Below are 16,204 nucleotides of genomic sequence, written 5' to 3'. Positions count from 1 at the left end.
CACTTCATGCCTAGTGAATGTGCCTATGGGTACTTGGTCAGCCTAGCGGGTCACGGGCCCGCCCGGGGAGTTGTTGAGGGACTCGCTGTGGGACGTTACTGATCGCGCTGCCTGGGCATCATCCCTCGTGGACCCGGGACAGCAGCGGCCGGATCGTCGGCCTGCCCATCCGAGGAGGGGACGCTTCGATGGGGGAGAAGGTCGTGGCGGGGTCGTTCGACCTGTCCGATCGGCACCGCTACCGCGAGAAGCTCCGTCAGTGTCTGACGGTGCTCGGGCGGCTGTTGGAGGAGAAGCGGTTCGACCGGCCCAAGAACCTGATGGGGCTGGAGATCGAGCTGAATCTCGCGGGCGCCGACGGTCTGCCCAGAATGATGAATGCGCAAGTGCTGGAGCGCATCGCGAGCCGTGATTTCCAAACAGAACTGGCCATGTTCAATCTGGAAGTCAACATAGCCCCCCACCGATTGGAGGGCCGTGTATTCGACCGGCTTTCCGAGGAGCTCCGTACGTCCCTGGCATATGCCGACCGGAAAGCGGGTGAGCTGGACGCGGGCATCGTGATGATCGGCATTCTGCCCACCCTCGGCCGGGACGACCTGGTCTCCTCGAACATCTCCGACGTGGACCGCTACACGCTGCTCAACGATCAGATCGTGGCCGCCCGGGGAGAGGACTTCGCGCTCGACATCGACGGTGTGGAACGGCTTGTGTGCACATCGAAGTCGATCGCGCCCGAAGCCGCCTGCACGTCCGTGCAACTGCATCTCCAGGTCACCCCGGGCCGGTTCGCCGACGTGTGGAACGCGGCGCAGGCGGTGGCCGCCGTGCAGGTCGCCGTGGGCGCCAACGCCCCGTTCCTGTTCGGGCACGAGCTGTGGCGGGAGTCGCGGCCTCCGCTGTTCCAGCAGTCCACCGACACGCGGCCGCCCGAGCTCCAGGCGCAGGGTGTGCGGCCGCGCACCTGGTTCGGGGAGCGGTGGATCGACTCGGCGTACGACCTCTTCGAGGAGAACCTGCGCTACTACCCGGCGCTGCTGCCCATCTGCGACGACGAGGACCCGCTGCGCGTCCTCGACCGGGGAGGCACGCCCAGGCTCGCCGAACTCGTCCTGCACAACGGCACGGTGTACCGATGGAACCGGCCCGTGTACGGGATCGCCGACGGCGTACCCCACCTGAGGGTGGAGAACCGGGTGCTGCCCGCGGGGCCGACCGTCATCGACGTCATAGCCAACGCGGCGTTCTACTACGGGGTGGTGCGGGCGCTCGCCGAGGAGCCGCGGCCGGTGTGGACGCGGTTGCCCTTCGAGGCCGCCGCCGCCAACTTCGACGCGGCCTGCCGGCATGGCATCGAGGCGCGTCTGCGGTGGCCTCGGCGGGGTCGCTACGGCGGCGGGACCGTGGAGGTGGACGCCGTGAGCCTGGTGCGCGACGAGCTGCTGCCGTTGGCCGCGGTGGGGCTGGACGCGTGGGGCGTCGAGCCGGCGGACCGGGACCTCTACCTCGGGGTGATCGAGGAGCGCTGCCGACGGCGGGTCAATGGGGCGAGTTGGCAGGCGGAAACGTTCCATCGGGCGCTGGAGAAGGGGCTCGACCGGGATGTCGCGCTGGCCGCGACCACGCGGCGGTACTGCGAGCTGATGCATGTGGGGGAGCCGGTGCACACCTGGCCGGTGGGGTTGCCGGAGCCGGTGCCGCTGGGGTGAGGGGTGTGTCTCGCCCTCACCGCCCCTACCCCCGTCCCATCCCTGGGGGCTGCCGCCCCCAGGGCCCGCTGTCGGCCTGGACGGCCTCGTCTCAAGCGCCGGACGGGCTGGACGGCCGGCTCAGCTCTGGCTGCCCGCCTCCGTGACGGCGTTGATTCGTCACGTTGAGTAACGGTCGTCAGGCGTACGTTGAGTGCGGGAGCGATGTCGGGGGAGGCGGACGGCGGCCGCCGTACCTCCGGCGATGGTGGGGACGAAGACCGTCGCGACCGTGATGGTGCGGCCGAGGGCCGGATGCGCCCAGCCTGGGAGGATCGGGCAAGCTGTGACCGTCCCGTGGGATGGTGCCCTTCGGGTCCGGACGTCGTGACATGACATGGCTCCCCGAGGGCCCCGTCCGGGCGAAGACGGGGATGCGGTGGGATGACGCAGCTGGAGGCAGGAGTGCAGGTGGACGCAGGGGCGGTGGCCGATTTCTCTCCGTTGGAGGGGGCGGCTCGACGGACTCTCCGGAACGAGACGCTGCTCGTACTGGGGCTTTCGCTCGGCGCGAGTGGAGTGTCCGCTCTGATCAGCTTTGTTGGATCGGTCACGAAACCAGGAGGGCTCAAGGATCAGGCTGCGACCCTCAATGCCTCGGCCGCGCCGGGCCGTCCCTGGCTGGATCTCGCCTGGCAGCTCTTCGGGATCACGACGGCGCTGGTGCCGGTCGCGCTCGTCGCGCACTTCCTGCTGCGTGACGGCAAGGGGCTGCGGACGCTGGGGTTCGACCGGACGAAGCCGTGGTTCGACCTCGGGTGGGGGGCGGCGGTCGCGGCGGTGATCGGCAGCACGGGCATCGCGTTCTACCTCGCGGCACGCGGACTCGGCTTCAACCTCACGGTGGTGCCGGAGGCGCTGCCCGATGTGTGGTGGAAGTTCCCCGTCCTGATCCTCTCCGCGATCCAGAACTCGGTGGTGGAAGAGGTCATCGTCGTCGGGTATCTGCTGCGCCGGCTGGGCCAGTTGGGCTGGAGCCCGGGGTCGGCGCTGATGGCGAGCTCGCTGCTGCGCGGCTCGTACCACCTCTACCAGGGCATCGGCGGCTTCATCGGCAACGTGGTGATGGGCGTGGTGTTCGTCTACCTGTACCGGCGCTGGGGGCGGGTCGGGCCGCTCGTGGTGGCGCACTCGCTGCTCGACATCGGCGCCTTCGTCGGGTACGCGCTGCTGGCGGGCAAGGTGGGCTGGCTGCCGACGGCGTGAGGGTGCGTGGAGCCGGCGGTATGCCCCCTCGGTGCCGTCACGCCAGCAGCTCGCCCTCGATGACCGTGACGGCACGGCCGGTCAGGAGGGTGCGGTCGCCGCGGACCTCGGTACGGACCAGGCCGGCGCGCGGTGAGGCCTGGAGGCCGGTGAGGGCGGGGCGGCCGAGGCGGTCGGACCAGAACGGGGCGAGGGCCGTGTGGGCGCTGCCCGTGACGTGGTCCTCGTCGATGCCGAGGTTGGGGTAGAAGCAGCGCGAGACGAAGTCGTAACCCTGGGAGGGGTCTTCGGCGCGGGCCGTGGCGATGACGCCGCGCTCGGAGTAGCCGCCGAGGGCCCTGAGGTCGGGGGTGAGGCCGAGGACGGTCTTCTCGTCGGCGAGTTCGAGCAGCAGGTCGCCGATGTTCGGGCCGGTGTCGAGGGCGGTGAGGGGCTGGGCGCCCAGTGCTTCGGCCACGCCGTCGGGGAGCTCGGCCGGGGCGATGGGTGCGGTGGGGAAGCCCAGGGTGAGGGACCCGTCCTCGTGGGGTGTCGCGACGAGGACACCGCTGCGGGTGGCGAACCTGACGGTGCCGGAATGCGCCCCGCTGGTGGCGAGGACGTGTGCCGTGGCCAGCGTGGCGTGGCCGCACATCGCGACCTCGACGGCGGGCGTGAACCAGCGCAGGGCCCAGTCCGCCTCGGCGCTCTCGGGCAGCCGATGGGCGAACGCCGTCTCGGGGTGGTTGACCTCCCGGGCCACGCGCTGGAGCCAGGTGTCTTCGGGGAAGGCGTCGAGGAGGACGACCCCGGCCGGGTTGCCGGCGAAGGGGCGGTCGGTGAAGGCGTCGACGATTCGGATCCGCATGGTCCGACGCTAGATGCCCGGTGGAGCGGCGGGCCAAGGCCAATTCCGGGGTGCTGGACCCATTTCGGGGGAGCCGGGGAGTGGGGTTCGGGGCAGCGAGGGGCTGGGCGCGGCGAGGTGGCGAGGCCGCGCCCCGGTTCTGGTCGCCCGATGTGGTGGGTCAGTGAACGGAGAACCCGCCGTCGACGAAGATCGCCTGCCCGGTGACGTAGCCGGACGCGCGGCCGGCCAGGAACACCGCCGCTCCGGCGAAGTCCTCGGCCAGGCCGTTGCGCCCGACCATCGTGCGCGCGGCCAGTGCGGCCACCTTCTCCGGGTCGGACGACAACCGCGCGTTGAGCGGGGTCATGACGAAGCCCGGCACCAGCGTGTTGCAGGTGACGCCGTACGGCGACCAGGCCTCGGCCTGCGAGCGGGCCAGCGACTCCAGTGCCCCCTTGGAGACCCCGTATGCGCCGCTCTGGACGAACGCCCGGTGCGCCTGCTGGGAGGTGATGTGGATGATCCGCCCGAAGCCCCGCTCGGCCATGCCGGGCCCGAACCGCCGGCCCAGCAGGTAGGGCGCCTCCAGGTTCACCGCCATCGTGGTGTCCCACACGTCCTCGCTCAGCTCGTCCATCGGCGGACGCAGGTTGATCCCGGCGCTGTTGACGAGAATGTCGGGCTCGCCGAACACCTCGGCTGCCTGCTCCGCTGCCGCGCGCACCCCGTCGCGGGTGCTCAGGTCGGCGCTCACCCAGGCTGCCCGGCAACCGTCCGCCGCCAGCTCGTCGACCGTAGCGGCCAGCTCCGCCTCCCCGCGCGCCACGATCACCACGCTGGCGCCCGCCCGCCCGAGCGCACCGGCGATGGCCCGGCCGATGCCGGAACTGCCACCGGTCACCACGGCGACCCGGCCGTCCAGCGAGAACAGTTCGGAGAGGTAGCTGTGCGAGGTCATGCGCGCACCTTAGACGGCGCGTCCACGGCGACGGTGGCCGGGGCGACGGTGGCCGGGGCGGAGCTGTTGCGTCGCAGACAAGCTGGTCCCGCCCCAGGCTTGTGACCACGCCGCACATCGCGGGCTCGCTCGGCACGGAACTGAGCCGCATGGCGGAGTCGGCCATCGCGGAGCTGCCCCGCTTCGCGTCCGGCGAATCCTCATCAGGGGGAGGCCGGGTGGCGGGCCCTCCTTCTTCGAAGTTCCGGCTACCACCCCCGGATCACTCCCCATACATTGGACGGATGGGACAGAACTGGCGGTTGCATGCCGGCCGGATCCTCGGCGCCGCATGCGGTGTCGTTACGGGCGCGTTCATCGGTGCCCCGATCGGTTCCTGGACGGGAGCTCTGGTGGGTGCCTACGGCGGCTTCGTCAGCGGCACGACCATCGGCAGCGGACTCGTCCGCTCGACAGTGAGCGCTGACGACGAGAAGCGCCGCGAGGGGATCGGCAGGCTCGGCTACGGTATCGGCGCCGCGCTCGGCGCCGCGCTGGGGTACTGGATCGGCACGATGGGCATCGACCGCCTGCCGCCGATGGCAGGCTTCTTCGCCGGGCTCGCCATCGGCAGTCTCGTCATCGGGCTCATCGTCTCCCGTCTGGTGCGGACGGAGATGCTGCCGCCCGCGTTACCCGGCATCCTCACCACCGCGGGTGCGGGAGGCGGTGCCTGGGTGGGGACGGTGCTCGACCATCCGGTGGCCGTCGCGTGCTGGCTCGCGATCGGGAGCGCCGTCGGCCTGCTGCTCAGCCACCTCCTGCTGCAGGGGCTGGAGAAGGCCTTGGACGACTATCTTGAGAACGGCAGAGCCGGGTACGACGAGCGGCGCGGCAATTTGCCCTACTAGCCTCAATCTCGCATGAGGGTCCGTCAGCTTGCTGACGGACCCTTTCGGCACGCGATTCCGTATCGCGCGTCCCTTGCGTATTGATTCAGCGGCGTGCAGCGGATCCGTGTGCCATCGAAGCTTGCCCGATGGCGCGCGAGCCTGCCCCCCCGGCCCGTGAGGCCGCGGGGCAGGCAGGAACGACTCAGATGGAGACGCAGATCCGGTCCTCGATCACTCGGCCGTCGCGTTCCAGGTCTCCGCAGACGAGCTTGGAGCCCGCCTGCTCGTAGCCCACCACCCAACGGTGCCTGGCGGCGACAACCCTTGAGGAGCGGAAGTTCCCCCAGTACGAGCGCAGCGTTCCGGGGAGTCCGTCCCTGGTCTGGACGGTGATGTCCTGCACGAACCTGTTGTGGTGCGCCGTCATCACACAGATGTACCTGCCGCATCGGCTGTCAACCTCGGCGCTCGCCGGCGTAGCGGCAAGAAGAGGAAGGGCGCATGCTGCGAACAGCGTCGCAAGCTTCTTCATGTTGTTCATGCCTGGTTAAACGATCACTTGGCGCTTTGGTGACTGACGTCAGTAAGAGGCGTGGACTCGGTTCGTTGAGACAAACGGCGATCTGTCGAGGGTTGCCCGGACTTGGGTGGGGCGATATTGCCCGTCCGCCGTTGCTGCGATCAGTGAGCGTCCGCAGATGTGTCGTCGATGGATGCCAGGGTGAAGCCGGCGTCGGTCAGGACTGCGGCGGCAACTCCGCGGCCAATTTGGGCGAGGCCGATCAGGAGGTCGTCGCAGTCGATATGGCCTGATCCGTTTTGTTCGGATCGTGCCTCGGCGATGGAAATTGCCTTGCGGGAGTAGGGAGTCCAGGCGATCCGTTCGGCTGCCTGGGAAGCCCCCATGCTGAGCCGGGACCCGACGGAACGGTGGACTGTTTCCGGTGAGACGCCGACGGTCCGCAGGAGCTTGGTGGCGCTGTTGTCCTCCGCGGTCAGTCCCCAGAGCAGGTGCTCGGTGCCGATGTAGTTGTTGCGGTGCTGCACCGCCGCCTGTTTGACGTGGACCATCGCTTCGCGGAGGCTGCCGGTCATCGTCTCGGGGCTGTAGCGCTTGTGCGGGGCGTGGAAGCGCTGCTGGACCGCTTGCCGGGTCACGCCCAGAGCGGTGCCGATGTCTGTCCAGGACGAGCCGTGCATCCGGCAGTGCTCGACGTAGTCCTCGACCAAGTCGTCTGCGAGGGCCTGTAGTTGGCCTGAGAGGTGCGCTGCGACCGTGAGCAGGGCGAGCCAGTCTGGCTGCTCCTGTCTGCCGGCGAGGTGCGCGGTGTCGCATCTCCTGTCGACTTCCGCGATGAGGTCGTCCAGGTCTGGGAGAGTCATGAAGGCAAGTTCGCCTTGACAGTTTGGAATTGTCAAGGCGAACTTGCCTTCATGACTAGTGTCGGCAGGCAGGCCGTCAGTAGCGGTAATGGGGGCCGCCGACGGGTCCGCTGCAACTGCTCGAAGGCCCTGCGCGGACCGCGGCCGCTACCGCCGCAAGAAGCAGGCAGCCGACCCCACCCATGCCGATCCCGCCTGATCTTCGTGACCACCGGTCCAACTTCGGTGGCAATCAGTCCAGATGCGATGTCAGGGGGGGGAGCGAGCGCGTGATGTCCCGTCCCACCCGTTCTGTTCCTGTTGGTGCTGTTGTCGGTGGGGGCGACTCACTCCATCGACTTCAGGATGCGGTCGAGTGTCCGGCGCCCCATTCTGCTCATCGTCGGATTGCTCTCGATGTAGTACCAGACGACACCCATCGCCTGTTGGAGCGCCCAAGCCTTGCCGCGCTCCCACTCCAGATCGTCACAGGCCAGTGTCCGTCGGAGCACTTCCCGCGGGCCTGGCTGCAACAGGTGCCAGGCGCTGACCAGATCCAGCGCGGGGTCGGCCGGGCCGAAGCCGCCGGTGTCCAGTACGCCGCTGAGCCGGTCTCCCGCGACCAGTACATTGCCTGGAATCAAGTCACCATGGCTCATCACGTCGGCACCCGTGCGTGGCAACTCCCGAAAGTTGCTCCACACCTGGCGCAGCCGGGGCACGTCGAGCAGCCCCTTGCTCTCCTCGAAGCACTTCGCCATCCAATCGTCGTGGTCAGCGAGAACACCGCCACGACCTTCGCCGCTGAAAAGCCGCCCCCGCGTCTCGGCGTCCCGCAGGTCTGCGATGAAGGCCGCAAGGTCCTCGGCGAAAGCGTCCGACCCACCCGGGTCGGCATCAAAGGCCACCGTTCCCGGCACCCATGTCTGGACCGACCACGGCATGGGATAACCCGCTCCAGGCTTTCCCAAGGCGACGGGTTCCGGGGCGGGGAACCGGGACACCTGTGCCAGTTCCGCGCTCGCCCGGGCTTCCTGTTCCAGAACCGCCAGCGCCTCGGCGGCATCGGCCAGACGCAGTGGGAAACGCGCAGAGAGGTCGTTGCCGATGCGAAAGATGGCGTGGACCGTGCCGGTCGACGACAGGAGTTGGATCGCCTTGCCGCTCCACTGAGGGAACTGTTCTTGGAGCAAGGTCGCAACGATTTCGGTGGTCACGTCCACCTGGTCATCGTGCATGGTCATGCTCGCAGGCCCTTCCACCGGTCCCATTCGAAACGCTGGAAGCAGACCGGATCAACTGAGACGACTGTCAGTATTCATACGCCAAGGTCCAGATCAACTGAGATTTTCGGCCGCCCAGGCGTCTCAACCGTCCGGTCGCCCCAGGTCACAACTGCGGCTCGGACCAGATCACTTGAGACGGGACGGCGAGCCGATCGCCAAGCTCCCATTCCAGGTCCGGCCGATCGCCGGTGAAGGCTGCTGTCCGTTCATCGCCCGCCATGCCAACTGCCTCCCGCCCCTACCTGCGGCGTTTCCTCGCAGGCGGGATGCCCATGTGCGGCATCGGCGGCTGCTCACCGAAGAGCGGCCCACCGGCGTAGTCGACCTTCGCTGAGACAGGTCAGGCGTGCCTGCTCTGCGAGGCTTGCCATGCGAACTATGCCGATATATCGTTGAGGCATCGCGACAGATCAACGATGGAATGGAGTGAATGCGATGCGTACCCGTGGACAGGACTACGGATTCGAGCGTGGACATGGACGTCACGGTGGGTGCGGCCCGCACGGGCGCCCCGACTTCGAGGCGCTGCGCGGTGCCTTCGGGCCGTTCGGGCCGGGGCATGGTGGCCCCGGTTTCGGGCCGGGTTTCGGTCCGGGCCCGTGGGGCGGGCGCGGCAGGGGAGGGCCGAGGGGGAGGGCACGGCGCGGTGACGTACGGGCATCGATCCTGGCGCTCCTCAGGGACCGGCCCATGCACGGTTACGAGATGATCCAGGAGATCGCCGAGCGTAGCGGCGGGGCATGGAAGCCCAGCCCCGGCTCGGTCTACCCCACCCTCCAGTTGCTGGAGGACGAGGGCCTCATCGCCAGTGAGACCGAGGGCGGCAAGAAGCTGTTCTCGCTCACCGAGTCGGGTCGTACGGCGGCCGAGGAGGGGCCCGAGGCGCCGTGGGAGGAGGCCTCGCGCGGAGTCGACTGGGAGGCGCTGAGCGAGATCCGGCAGGCCGGCTTCGGTCTGATGGAGGCGTTCGGCCAGGTCTGGAAGACCGGCAGCAAGGACCAGCGCGACAAGGCGCTGGCGGTCATCAACGAGGCCCGCAAGAAGCTGTATCTGATCCTCGCCGACGAGGACTGACAGCCGACAGGCCCATGGTGCGGCATGGGGCGCCCCGCGGATGTGGTCCGCGGGGCGCCTTGTTGCGCGCCGGAGGGGCGGTCGGTGCGGAGCCGTGCTTTCGTTCCTACGCCACGAGTCCGCCCAGCTTTCGCAGCGACTCGTTCAGCGCGGCCGTCGCCGAGTCCTTCAGCTTGCCCGCCATCAGGGCCACGGCCGCACCCGTGAACGCGCCGTCGATGCGGACCGTGGTGGCGGAGCCGTCCGGCGTGAGCGTGTAGCGCGTGGAGAGGTCCACGGCCATCGGGCCCTTGCCGCGGATGGTGAGCACCCGGGCGGGTTCGAGTTCCGCGATGGTCCACTCGACCTCGGCCGGGAAGCCCATGAGCTTCAGGTTCTCCTGGAAGGTGCCGCCGACCGCGAGGGTCGCCGGGCCACCCTTGGGAAAGGCGGTGTGTGTCGTGTTCCACTCCCCGTACGCGGACCAGTCGACGAGCTGGGCCCACACCTTCTCGGCGGGTGCCTCGATGCGTGCCTCCGCGCTGACCTCGGCCATGCGACCACCTCTTCGTCTCGGGCTGCGGTGTCGCGGAACGTAGCCGCACGGCCTGGAACATTCAATACTGATGAGCCGTCAGAAAGCGTCCGGTGGTGAACGTGCTGATGTCGTCCCCGAAGGGGTGTTCTCATCCGTAAGGAGGAGAAGCGGCGCATCCATGCCCAACCTGTGTCGGACGCGGAAATGCTGCCGGGCGGGGATGACCCGGCCGGAAGGGACTGATGGGGTGGGGCATGTGCGACCCCGTATTCCCCGGCAGTCAGCCGCCGGACACGACCGGACAAGCCGCGACCGGACAGGTGCGGAGCCCGATGCCCGGCTCACCGACGAACTGGCAGCGGTGATCGCGGGCGCGCGCAGGCGGGCGCTGCGGGACGGGGACCGGCAGATCGACACCGCCCATCTGCTGCACACGCTCCTGGAGTCCGACCCCGAGGTGCGCGCCGTCTTCGGCGACGGCCCGCGGATCGCCCGGCTGCTCGGATACCTCGTGCAGCGGAGCATCGGCTACGGACTGCGCTGGCAAAGCGGCGTCGAGGACTCCGGAGCCGTACCCGTGCTCACCGGCGTGGCGGGCTGGTCACCGGTGGCGGCCGGGGCGCTGGAGGGTGCGTACGGGCGTGCCGCGCGATGGGGTCGGGTACGGGCCCGCGGGATCGATCTCCTCGCCGCGATCATCGCGGACCCCGAGTCACGTGCCGTGGAGGTCCTCGGACGCGCGGGCATCGCCGCGGACGAGTTGTCGGAGCGGATCGAGGGCGGGCAGGCAGGGCGCCCGGCGGGTGGGGACGCCGCCCGCTGAGGCGCTGCCGGACGGGCGCGGGCACCGCGGTGTGCCTCGTCCGGAGCCCGGACCGTCCAGACATTGAGACAGGTGTCAAAGGGGGTGACGCTCATGTCATCGCCTGTCATCATGTGCCGGTGCACACCACTCAGGGCAGTCAGGGCGACCGCGGCAGGGGCGTCGGCCTCGGGCTCGCGCTCGGGTCGGCGATCGCCTTCGGCGGATCGGGTGTCGCGGCGAAGCCGCTGATCGAGGAGGGCCTCGACCCGCTCCACGTGGTGTGGCTGCGGGTCGCGGGCGCCGCGCTGGTGATGCTGCCGCTCGCCGTCCGCCACCGGGCGCTCCCGCGTCGCCGGCCCGCACTGCTCGCAGGGTTCGGCCTGCTCGCCGTCGCCGGGGTACAGGCCTGCTACTTCGCCGCGCTCTCGCGGATCCCGGTCGGTGTCGCGCTGCTCGTGGAGTACCTGGCGCCCGCGATCCTGCTCGGCTGGGTCCGGTTCGTGCAGCGACGGCCCGTCACGCGTGCCGCGGCCGTGGGGGTCGTGCTCGCGGTCGGCGGACTCGCCTGTGTCGTCGAGGTGTGGTCGGGGATGGCCTTCGACGCCCTCGGTCTGCTGCTCGCCCTCGCCGCCGCCTGCTGCCAGGTCGGCTACTTCGTCCTGTCCGACCAGGGCGCCGACGCCGGCGAGGAGGCTCCGGACCCGCTCGGCGTCATCGCGTACGGCCTGCTCGTGGGCGCCCTCGTGCTCACCGTGGTGACCCGCCCCTGGACGATGGACTGGTCCGTGCTCGGGGGAACCGTCAGCATGGACGGCACGGCCGTCGCGGCCTGGCTGCTGCTCGGCTGGGTCGTGCTGATCGCGACGGTCCTCGCGTACGTGACCGGAGTGGTCGCCGTCCGCAGGCTCTCCCCACAGGTCGCGGGCGTCGTGGCCTGCCTGGAGGCGGTCATCGCGACCGTGCTCGCCTGGGTACTGCTCGGCGAACACCTCTCCGCTCCCCAACTCATCGGCGGTGGCATCGTCCTGGCCGGCGCCTTCATCGCACAGTCCGCCACGCCCGCCAAGATCCCGGACGAGCCGGTCGCGGGCGGCCCGGGCCATGCTCAGGGCAACGGTGCCGCAACGGACGGCAGCGGGGCGGGCGGTCCCGAGAGGCAGTTGTCGGCCCCTGGAAGCGCCTCGTAGGATGCGGATCATGCCGTCGACGCTTGTTCTTCCTCCTCCGGCCGCCTGAGGCGGGCCTCCGGAAACCACGTCCTGCCGACGGCAGGGCGGAGCGGTGCTGCCCGCAGAAGAAGTCCCAGGACCTTTCCGTACGCCGGTGAGCCGTGCCGAGCGCACATCAGCGCCCAGCAAGCCTCACCCCGGCGACGACGTGGTCCTTTCCCGAACTTCTGTCTCTGCGGAGAGAACACGTGTCGAACGCTGTATCAGGCCTGCCCACAGGGCGAGGCCTCCTCTTTCTGATCGTCGCCGGTGCCGCCTGGGGCACCGCGGGCGCGGCCGCGTCCCTGGTCTACCGGGCCAGTGACATGGGGCCGGTCGCCCTTTCCTTCTGGCGCTGCGCCGCCGGGCTCGTCCTGCTGCTCGCCGTGCGACGCCTCCCGCGCCCCCGGCCCGCCGTCGCCCTCACGACCGTCCGCGAACCGCTCGGCCGCAAGGCTCTGCGGGCCGGGGCGACGGGCATCGGGCTGGCCGTCTTCCAGACCGCCTACTTCGCCGCCGTCGACGAGACCGGCCTCGCCGTGGCGACCGTCGTGACGCTGGGCGCCGGGCCGATACTGATCGCGCTGGGCGCCCGGCTGACCCTGGGCGAACGCCTCGGACGAGGCGGCGTCGCAGCCGTCGCCGGGGCGCTCGTCGGACTCGCCGTCCTCGTGCTCGGCAGCGGCGGGACGAGCGTACGGCCGTGGGGCGTGCTGCTCGCGGTGGTGTCGGCTGCCGGGTACTGCGTGATGACGCTGCTCACCCGGCGGTGGGGGCGTGACGGCGGGGGCGACGCCTCCGGTACGACCGCGTGGACGTTCGCGGTGGCGAGTCTGTGTCTGCTGCCGCCCGGCCTGGCCGAGGGGCTGGTCCCGGCGACTGCCCAACCTGTTCTGCTGCTGGGGCTCCTGGCGTACATCGCCGCCATCCCCACGGCTCTCGCCTACGCGCTGTACTTCGCCGGTGCGGCCGTCGTCCGCTCGGCCACCGTGTCCGTGATCATGCTGCTGGAGCCGGTGAGCGCGACGGTGCTCGCCGTTGCGCTGCTCGGCGAGCGGCTGACGGCGGCGACAGCCGTCGGCACGCTGCTGCTGCTCGGGTCGGTCGCCGGGCTCGCGCTGGCGGAGGCGCGGGGTGCGGGCGCGGTGGCGGAGGAGGCGGTACACGTGTGAGGGACGGGTGGGTGCGGGCCCCCTCGGCGGGGCCCGCACCGTCACCTGCCGGCAGCCCACACGTCTCGTCGGCGCACCTGAGTTCCCGCGCCGCGGCGTCCCCCAGTGGTGGGCGGCCGGCCGGGGCGCGTCCCACGGGTGGACAGCATCACAGCACCGCCAGGTAGTCGGGGAGTTCCGTGCCCGGCGCCAGGTCCGGGTCGGGCACCGGCGTGCCGTAGCCCTTGTGCAGCGGGACGACGCCGGCCCAGTGGGGGAGGGCGAGGTCCTCGGGCTCGTCATTGACACCGCCTGTGCGGATCTTGGCGGAGACCTCGTCGAGGTCGAGGCGGATCACCGCGGTGGCGGCGGACTCCTTGCCGTTGGCGGGCCGCGCGTCACGTGAGCGGCCGGGCACGACCTGGTCCACCAGCGCGTCCAGGGCCAGACGCTTCTCCTCCGGGTCGGTCACCTGGTGGGCGACGCCGTGCACCACCACGGAGCGGTAGTTGATCGAGTGGTGGAAGGCGGACCGGGCGAGCACCAGCCCGTCGACGTGCGTGACCGTCACGCATACCGCGAGGCCGGGATCGGCCTGGCCGGTCATGCGCAGCGGGCGCGACCCCGTCGAGCCGTGGAGGTAGAGCCGCTCGCCGGACCGGGCGTACAGGGTGGGCAGCACGACCGGAGCGCCGTCCCGCACGAAGCCGAGGTGGCAGACAAAGCCGTCGTCGAGTATCGCGTGCACCACGTCCTTGTCGTAGGAGGCCCTCTGTGCGGAGCGGGTGGGGACGGTGCGGTCGGTCGGGGTGTAGGCGGTGGGCGGCGAGGTCGGCTGCGGGGTCCCCTGCATTGCGGTCTCCATTGCGCTAGTGCATAATCTGCTTTGTGCTAGGAGAGTATCGGATCGAAGGGCGTCGCGCAGCAGAGATCGCGGCGAGCATCGAGCGTGCGGTGGGTTCCGGAGAACTGGAGCCGGGGCAACTGCTGCCGCCGATGAGGGAGTTGGCGGCCGAGCTGGGCGTGAATCCGAATACGGTCGCGGCCGCTTACCGCACCTTGCGTGAGCGCGGGGTCATCGAGACCGCCGGGCGCCGCGGCAGCCGGGTGCGGTCCAAACCGGCCACGACAGGGCGCGAGTACCTCCGGGTGGACGTACCGGAAGGTGTACGCGACCTCGCCGACGGCAATCCGGACCCGGCGCTGCTGCCGCCGCTCGTGAAGGCGTTCGCGGCCGCCGCCGAACAGGGCGATCGTGACCCCGTTCTCTACGGCCGGGCCCCGGTCGAGCCGGAACTGGCACGGATCGCGCGCGCGGACCTGGACACCGACGGTGTGCCGGACGGCCCGGTCACCGTCACCTCCGGCTCGCTCGACGCCATCGAGCGCGTCCTGGCCGCGCACCTCAGGCCGGGCGACACGGTGGCCGTCGAGGACCCGGGGTGGGGCAGTGTGGTCGACCTCGTCCCTGCGCTCGGGCTGCGCACGGTCCCCGTGGGCGTCGACGACGAAGGGCCTCTCCCCGGTGACGTACGCCGTGCTCTGGAGGCCGGGGCGCGGGCCCTGATCGTGACGGACCGGGCGCAGAACCCGACCGGCGCCGCGGTGACCGCCACGCGCGCGCGTGCCCTGCGGTCCGTGCTCGCGGACCACCCGGGGACCCTGCTGATCGAGGACGATCACGGGTACCGGATCGTCGACCAGCCCCTCCACCCGCTGGCAGGTGTCACGCACCACTGGGCCTTCGTCCGTTCGGTAGCCAAGGCCTACGGGCCCGACCTGCGGCTCGCCGTGCTCACCGGCGACGCCGTGACCGTGGACCGGGTGCGGGGGCGGCAGCGACTCGGGCCCGGATGGGTGAGCCGGCTGGTGCAGCGGGCGGTGGTGCGGCTGTGGGCCGACGGTGCCGTGGACGCGCGGGCCGTGGCGGGGGCGTACGGGGGAAGGCGGGACGCGCTGATCGGTGCGCTCGCGGAGCGCGGGGTGGCGGCGCAGGGGCGCAGCGGGATGAACGTGTGGGTTCCGGTCCCGGACGAGACCGGCGCGGTCGCCCGGCTGCTGCACGCCGGCTGGGCCGTGGCACCCGGCGCCCGCTTCCGTCTGAGCGCCCCGTCCGGCATCCGGATCACGGTGTCCACACTCACGGAGGGCGAGACCGGGCCCGTGGCGGACGCCGTGGCCTCGGCGATCCGCCCGGCGCCCGCTCGGCGCTATGTGTGACGCCCCGTCCGGCGCTCACCGTCTCCGGGGCTTCACCTGGGTCAGCGCCGCGCCCGCCAGCACGATCACCGCACCGACCGGAGTGGACCAGGTGAGCGACTCGCCGAGGATCGCGACGCCCGCCGCTGTGGCGATCACGGGAATGAAGTACGTGACCATCTGAGCGGTGGTCGGGCCGACCTCGGCGACGATGCCGTACTGAACGAGCATCGCGAGACCGGTGCCGAGGGCGCCGAGCGCGACGATCGCGAGCAGGGGAAGCACCGGGAAGCCGGCGGGCAGGGACGTGAACAGCGGGGTGACGATGGCGAGTTGGACGGTGGCCAGCAACAACTGGGCGCCCGTCAGCGAGAGGTTCGAGTGGCCGGAGCCCGCCAGTGTGCGGCGGACGTAGATCCAGCCGATCGGATAACTGAGCGAGGCCAGCAGAGCCATCGCCGTGCCCGAGGCGTCGAGGCTGCGGAAGCCCTGCCAGGCGCCGAGCACCGTGAGCACGCCGAGGAAGCCGAGTCCGAGCCCGGCGACCCGCACCCGCGTCGGCCGGTCCTCGGAGAGCGCGACCAGTGACAGGGCCATGCCCCACAGGGGTGAGGTCGCGTTGCAGATGCCCGCGAGCGTGGACGGGATCGTCAGCTCCGCATAGGCGAAGAGGGAGAACGGCAGCGCGTTCAGCAGCAGGGCCGCGACCGCGAGGTGGCCCCAGGTGCGGGCCCCGCGCGGCAGCCGCTCCCGCTTCACCGCCATCGCCACCGCGAGCACCGCCGTCCCGAACAGCAGCCGTCCGAAGGTCACCTGGAAGGGTGCGTAGCCCTCCGTGCCGACCTTGATGAGGAGGAAGCTGAAGCCCCAGATGAGGGCGAGGAAGCCGAAGCGGACGCGCCAGCCGACGGAAGGACGGCGACGTTCGGCGGTGGCCGTGGTGCGGGTGGACGGGCGGGAGGCGCCCGTGGCGGTGGTCATGGGCGTCA

The 16,204-nt window shown here is 70.6% G+C and carries 16 protein-coding genes; 8 read left to right on the top strand and 8 right to left on the bottom strand.

Annotated elements, in window-relative coordinates; all coding sequences use genetic code 11:
• The first annotated feature begins 188 nt into the window (after window positions 1–188).
• Both IE262_RS05115 and IE262_RS05110 read left to right on the top strand, forming a co-directional pair.
• The gene (locus tag IE262_RS05115) at window positions 189–1,709 is read left to right on the top strand and encodes a glutamate-cysteine ligase family protein (protein WP_134044102.1); all 1,521 of its coding nucleotides are present in this window, start codon (window positions 189–191) and stop codon (window positions 1,707–1,709) included.
• Window positions 1,710–2,153: 444 nt separating this feature from the next.
• A complete protein-coding gene (locus IE262_RS05110; protein ID WP_189871671.1) occupies window positions 2,154–2,954 on the top strand; it encodes a CPBP family intramembrane glutamic endopeptidase in 801 nt (266 codons plus the stop codon).
• A 37-nt stretch (window positions 2,955–2,991) separates the two neighbouring features.
• Here the strand turns inward: IE262_RS05110 and IE262_RS05105 are convergent, their stop codons facing one another.
• On the bottom strand, window positions 2,992–3,801 hold the full coding sequence (locus IE262_RS05105) for a PhzF family phenazine biosynthesis protein (protein ID WP_189871512.1): 810 nt from the start codon (window positions 3,799–3,801) through the stop codon (window positions 2,992–2,994).
• A 160-nt stretch (window positions 3,802–3,961) separates the two neighbouring features.
• Window positions 3,962–4,741: an SDR family NAD(P)-dependent oxidoreductase gene (locus IE262_RS05100; RefSeq protein ID WP_134044110.1), complete on the bottom strand. Its 780-nt coding sequence runs from the start codon at window positions 4,739–4,741 to the stop codon at window positions 3,962–3,964.
• A 284-nt stretch (window positions 4,742–5,025) separates the two neighbouring features.
• Here IE262_RS05100 and IE262_RS05095 point away from each other — a divergent pair, with 284 nt between their 5' ends.
• Complete coding sequence (locus tag IE262_RS05095) at window positions 5,026–5,631, top strand: hypothetical protein (protein ID WP_189871510.1); 606 nt, start codon at window positions 5,026–5,028, stop codon at window positions 5,629–5,631.
• Between the two features lie 184 nt (window positions 5,632–5,815).
• Here the strand turns inward: IE262_RS05095 and IE262_RS05090 are convergent, their stop codons facing one another.
• From IE262_RS05090 to IE262_RS05080, 3 genes are all read right to left on the bottom strand, one after another.
• Window positions 5,816–6,154 (bottom strand): hypothetical protein, encoded by a 339-nt coding sequence (locus IE262_RS05090; protein ID WP_189871508.1) that lies wholly within the window; start codon window positions 6,152–6,154, stop codon window positions 5,816–5,818.
• Between the two features lie 140 nt (window positions 6,155–6,294).
• Window positions 6,295–6,996, bottom strand: a complete 702-nt coding sequence (locus IE262_RS05085) for a Clp protease N-terminal domain-containing protein (protein ID WP_229877092.1) — start codon at window positions 6,994–6,996, stop codon at window positions 6,295–6,297.
• A 326-nt stretch (window positions 6,997–7,322) separates the two neighbouring features.
• Window positions 7,323–8,219, bottom strand: a complete 897-nt coding sequence (locus IE262_RS05080) for an aminoglycoside phosphotransferase family protein (RefSeq protein ID WP_189871506.1) — start codon at window positions 8,217–8,219, stop codon at window positions 7,323–7,325.
• Window positions 8,220–8,696: 477 nt separating this feature from the next.
• On the opposite strand from IE262_RS05080, the gene IE262_RS05075 reads away from it, so the two are divergent.
• Window positions 8,697–9,335: a PadR family transcriptional regulator gene (locus tag IE262_RS05075; protein ID WP_189871504.1), complete on the top strand. Its 639-nt coding sequence runs from the start codon at window positions 8,697–8,699 to the stop codon at window positions 9,333–9,335.
• Window positions 9,336–9,441: 106 nt separating this feature from the next.
• On the opposite strand, the gene IE262_RS05070 is transcribed toward IE262_RS05075, so the two are convergent.
• Window positions 9,442–9,870, bottom strand: coding sequence for a type II toxin-antitoxin system Rv0910 family toxin (locus IE262_RS05070; RefSeq protein ID WP_134031574.1), 429 nt, complete (start codon window positions 9,868–9,870; stop codon window positions 9,442–9,444).
• Window positions 9,871–10,108: 238 nt separating this feature from the next.
• Here IE262_RS05070 and IE262_RS05065 point away from each other — a divergent pair, with 238 nt between their 5' ends.
• The 3 genes from IE262_RS05065 (at window position 10,109) to IE262_RS05055 (ending at window position 13,037) form a co-directional block, all read left to right on the top strand.
• Window positions 10,109–10,675, top strand: a complete 567-nt coding sequence (locus tag IE262_RS05065; RefSeq protein ID WP_229877091.1) for a Clp protease N-terminal domain-containing protein — start codon at window positions 10,109–10,111, stop codon at window positions 10,673–10,675.
• A gap of 113 nt (window positions 10,676–10,788) precedes the next feature.
• A complete protein-coding gene (locus IE262_RS05060; protein ID WP_189871500.1) occupies window positions 10,789–11,844 on the top strand; it encodes an EamA family transporter in 1,056 nt (351 codons plus the stop codon).
• A 230-nt stretch (window positions 11,845–12,074) separates the two neighbouring features.
• Window positions 12,075–13,037: a DMT family transporter gene (locus tag IE262_RS05055; RefSeq protein WP_189871498.1), complete on the top strand. Its 963-nt coding sequence runs from the start codon at window positions 12,075–12,077 to the stop codon at window positions 13,035–13,037.
• A gap of 148 nt (window positions 13,038–13,185) precedes the next feature.
• Here IE262_RS05055 and IE262_RS05050 read toward each other — a convergent pair whose 3' ends face one another.
• Entirely contained in the window at window positions 13,186–13,869 is a 684-nt protein-coding gene (locus IE262_RS05050; RefSeq protein ID WP_134031692.1) for a pyridoxamine 5'-phosphate oxidase family protein, read from the bottom strand.
• A gap of 35 nt (window positions 13,870–13,904) precedes the next feature.
• Between IE262_RS05050 and IE262_RS05045 the strand changes: the two genes are divergently transcribed.
• Window positions 13,905–15,236 carry an aminotransferase class I/II-fold pyridoxal phosphate-dependent enzyme gene (locus tag IE262_RS05045; RefSeq protein ID WP_189871496.1) on the top strand — a complete coding sequence of 444 codons (1,332 nt, stop codon included), beginning with the start codon at window positions 13,905–13,907 and terminating at the stop codon, window positions 15,234–15,236.
• 15 nt (window positions 15,237–15,251) lie between these two features.
• On the opposite strand, the gene IE262_RS05040 is transcribed toward IE262_RS05045, so the two are convergent.
• Entirely contained in the window at window positions 15,252–16,196 is a 945-nt protein-coding gene (locus IE262_RS05040) for a DMT family transporter (RefSeq protein ID WP_189871494.1), read from the bottom strand.
• Between the last annotated feature and the right edge of the window lie 8 nt (window positions 16,197–16,204).

This window comes from Streptomyces bluensis (assembly GCF_014650715.1).
In the GTDB taxonomy this organism is placed as follows: domain Bacteria; phylum Actinomycetota; class Actinomycetes; order Streptomycetales; family Streptomycetaceae; genus Streptomyces; species Streptomyces bluensis.
This window is presented reverse-complemented; position numbering and strand designations above follow the sequence as displayed.